Origin of the sequence: Exiguobacterium sp. SH31, assembly GCF_001816105.1 — a bacterium.
In the GTDB taxonomy this organism is placed as follows: Bacteria; Bacillota; Bacilli; order Exiguobacteriales; family Exiguobacteriaceae; genus Exiguobacterium; species Exiguobacterium aurantiacum_A.
The window spans coordinates 1-3545 of record NZ_LYTG01000074.1 but is presented as its reverse complement, the minus strand read 5'-3'; the positions used below and the strand labels follow the sequence as shown (position 1 = coordinate 3545).

The window sequence follows — 3545 nt, the reverse complement described above, 5'->3', positions numbered from 1 at the left end:
TTATTGTTGTTGTCTTTTTTCGCTTTTCGAGCGAGCGTCAAGATTTGGTACACCTTGAAGAAGTCGTACGCGGCTACGGCGATGATGAAGTACGTCCAGAAACTGAAGCCGTACTCTTGCACCGAGTAGTAGGCGAGGACCGTAAACAGAATCCCGAACGAGAGACTGAACAAAAACATAACTTTTAAGTGTCGCGGCATAAGTGCCACCTCATTTCTACATTAGGAATAATACGACCATGACGAGCGCGTTGTTGAACGCGTGAATCGCAATCGGGACGATCAAGCGACGCGTCTTGGCGTAAGCGACCGTGAAGGCGAAGCTCATCGCCACATAGACAAGGATCTTGTTGTCGCCGTGGATGAGTGCGAACAAGAGTGAACTGACCGCAAACGCGATCCAAAACCCGAAGCGGGCGCTCAAGTTGCCGAACAGGATATGGCGGAACAAAATCTCTTCCATGATCGGTCCGAGCAAGACGACTGAGAGCGTCATGACTGGGACGAGACGGACGATATCAGCGATTTGCTCGGTGTTTTGTGACCCTACGAGATCACCTGATATCGCGGTCTCAATCAGGTTGGCGACGATGACGAGCCCGTACTGCATCAAAATCCCGAGCCCGATCCATTTGACCGTGTCGTTCAAGTTCGACTGGATGCCTTGTTGCTTATACAGCTTCAAGTCCGGCCAAAGCAAGAAGAACGAGATGACGATCGTTAAACTGAAGCCGATTGCGAACCAAAGGCCGGTCGACGTCGGGGTGATCCACTCGGGACGGACTCCACTAATGAGCAGCGGGAAGAACTGCACGAACGCGTAGAGTAGAATCGGGATGATGTGCCGGATTCGAATGTTAGGCGCCATCGAAAACCGGGTATTTATCGATTGGTTTGAGTTTAATGTGGCCAATTCAACACTTCCTTATTCACTAGAGTTAAGCGTTCCTTTCAATCATTGTAACAAATAAGGTCTCTTGACCGCGAGTGGAAGCGTTTTTTGATGTTCCCGCTTGCATTTTTCATCGTCTCATACTACACTAAACAGTGTTAGCACTCCATTTTGACGAGTGCTAAAACTTACGATACAACGATACATCATTCATATTCGGAGGAGGTTTTTTCAATGTTAAAACCACTAGGAGATCGCGTTATCATCGAAGTCGTGGAGAAAGAAGAAAAGACGATCGGAGGCATCGTGCTTCCTGACACGGCGAAAGAAAAGCCGCAACAAGGGAAGGTCCTCGCAGTCGGCACAGGCCGCGTGACAGACCAAGGCGAGCGGATCGCTCTCGACGTCAAAGAAAATGATTTGGTCATCTACTCGAAATACGCGGGTACCGAAGTGAAGCATGATGGAAAAGAATACTTAATCGTTCGTGAGAGCGACATTCTAGCAATCGTAGGCTAAGACTCACCATTTTTCAAAAATCTTTTTTAGGGGGAAATGAACAATGGCAAAAGAAATCAAATTCTCAGAAGACGCACGTCACGCGATGCTTCGAGGCGTCGACGCACTCGCTGACGCGGTAAAAGTAACGATCGGACCGAAAGGACGTAACGTCGTCCTCGAAAAGAAGTTCGGCTCACCACTCATCACGAATGACGGTGTGACGATCGCGAAAGAAATCGAACTTGAAGACCACTTCGAAAACATGGGCGCGAAGCTCGTCGCCGAAGTCGCGTCGAAGACGAACGAAGTCGCAGGGGACGGTACGACGACAGCGACAGTCCTCGCTCAAGCGATGATCCGTGAAGGTCTCAAGAACGTGACAGCGGGCGCGAACCCGATGATCCTTCGTAAAGGGATCGACAAAGCGGTCCGCCGTGCGCTCGAAGAACTAAAAGCCATCTCGAAACCAATCGAGTCAAAAGAAGCAATCGCGCAAGTCGCGGCCATTTCAGCAGCTGACGAAGAAGTCGGCGAGTTGATCGCAGAAGCGATGGAACGTGTCGGCAACGACGGCGTCATCACAATCGAAGAATCACGCGGCTTCACGACTGAACTCGATGTTGTTGAAGGTATGCAGTTCGACCGTGGCTACTTGTCACCATACATGATCTCAGACTCAGACAAAATGGAAGCGGTGCTCGACAACCCGTTCATCTTGATCACTGATAAGAAGATCTCAAACATCCAAGAAATCATCCCAGTGCTCGAGCAAGTCGTGCAACAAGGGAAACCAATCTTGATCGTCGCAGAAGACATCGAAGGCGATGCACTCGCGACACTCGTCTTGAACAAGCTCCGTGGTACGTTCAACGCGGTCGCGGTCAAGGCACCAGGCTTCGGCGATCGTCGTAAAGCGATGCTCGAAGACCTCGCGACGCTCACAGGCGGCCAAGTCATCACTGAAGATCTCGGCCTCGAGCTCAAGTCGGCGTCACTGAACCAACTCGGACGCGCATCGAAAGTCGTCGTCACGAAAGACACGACAACGATCGTTGAAGGTGCTGGCGATGAAGCAACAATCAAGTCACGCGTTCAAACAATTCGCAACCAAATCGAAGAGACATCGTCTGACTTCGACCGTGAGAAGCTCCAAGAGCGTCTTGCGAAACTTGCAGGCGGCGTAGCCGTCGTCAAAGTCGGTGCTGCTACTGAGACTGAACTCAAAGAGCGTAAGCTCCGCATCGAAGACGCACTCAACGCGACACGTGCAGCGGTCGAAGAAGGTATCGTCGCAGGTGGTGGTACAGCCTACATCAACGTCATCCCAGCGGTTCGCGCACTTCTTTCTGAAGTGACAGCGGATGAGGCGACAGGTGTCAAACTCGTCCTCCGTGCGCTTGAGTCACCGGTCCGTCAAATCGCGGAAAACGCGGGTGAAGAAGGTTCGGTCATCGTCGAGAAGCTCAAGAACGAGTCGGTCGGCATCGGCTACAACGCCGCCACTGGCGAGTACGTCGACATGATCGCATACGGTATCGTCGATCCGGCGAAAGTGACGCGTTCAGCGCTTCAAAACGCAGCATCAGTCTCAGCCATGTTCCTCACAACGGAAGCGGTCATCGCAGACAAGCCAGAACCAGCAGGCGCTGGCGGCGGCATGCCTGACATGGGCGGTATGGGTGGAATGGGCGGAATGATGTAAGTCATACGCCTGAACCTCTAAATTAGAGAGTTCGTGAATTATTGAAACACAAATGGCTAAGTTGGTTGTGTAAACAATCCAGTATAGCTTTTGAGAAAACCTCCAGTAAGTTCTATAAACTTACTGGAGGTTTTTTTATTAACAATCGGTTTACTAGACATATCGAATTAAATCGATATAGGATAAAGACATGGATAACTTAAATGTTTTAGATATTTTCAAGGCGCTATCAAACGAAACTCGTCTTAATATTTTGAAATGGTTACGAGAACCTGAGAAAAACTTCCCTGTTCAGCAAGCCCATTTACCAAAGGAGGTTAGCATCAAAGGTGGCGTTTGTGTTGGGGATATTCAAGAAAAGGTGAACTTATCTCAATCGACCGTTTCTCATTACTTGTCTCTTATGCAAAAAGCGGGATTGTTAGAAGCTGTTCGCTATGGACAATGGACA

The 3545-nt window shown here is 49.9% G+C and carries 5 protein-coding genes; 3 read left to right on the top strand and 2 right to left on the bottom strand.

Annotated features, from left to right (window positions below; genetic code table 11):
- Together A6395_RS10685 and A6395_RS10680 are read right to left on the bottom strand one after the other, a co-directional pair.
- A partial coding sequence (locus tag A6395_RS10685; RefSeq protein WP_071399009.1) for a YdiK family protein occupies positions 1–200 on the bottom strand: 200 nt, incomplete at its 3' end.
- A 16-nt stretch (positions 201–216) separates the two neighbouring features.
- On the bottom strand, positions 217–867 hold the full coding sequence (locus A6395_RS10680) for a CPBP family intramembrane glutamic endopeptidase (protein ID WP_071399011.1): 651 nt from the start codon (positions 865–867) through the stop codon (positions 217–219).
- Between the two features lie 258 nt (positions 868–1125).
- Here A6395_RS10680 and groES point away from each other — a divergent pair, with 258 nt between their 5' ends.
- From groES to A6395_RS10665, 3 genes are all read left to right on the top strand, one after another.
- Entirely contained in the window at positions 1126–1410 is a 285-nt protein-coding gene (groES, locus tag A6395_RS10675; RefSeq protein WP_016510840.1) for a co-chaperone GroES, read from the top strand.
- A gap of 43 nt (positions 1411–1453) precedes the next feature.
- On the top strand, positions 1454–3094 hold the full coding sequence (groL, locus tag A6395_RS10670) for a chaperonin GroEL (RefSeq protein ID WP_071399008.1): 1641 nt from the start codon (positions 1454–1456) through the stop codon (positions 3092–3094).
- Between the two features lie 190 nt (positions 3095–3284).
- The coding region (locus A6395_RS10665) for an ArsR/SmtB family transcription factor (protein ID WP_071399010.1) at positions 3285–3545 on the top strand (261 nt) is incomplete at its 3' end.

What these genes read in the sequence shown, in the direction of transcription:
- groL (WP_071399008.1), top strand. Translation starts at nt 1,454, where the DNA reads ATGGCAAAAGAAATCAAATTCTCAGAAGACGCACGTCACGCGATGCTT.
- groES (WP_016510840.1), top strand. Translation starts at nt 1,126, where the DNA reads ATGTTAAAACCACTAGGAGATCGCGTTATCATCGAAGTCGTGGAGAAA.
- A6395_RS10680 (WP_071399011.1), bottom strand. Translation starts at nt 867, where the DNA reads ATGGCGCCTAACATTCGAATCCGGCACATCATCCCGATTCTACTCTAC.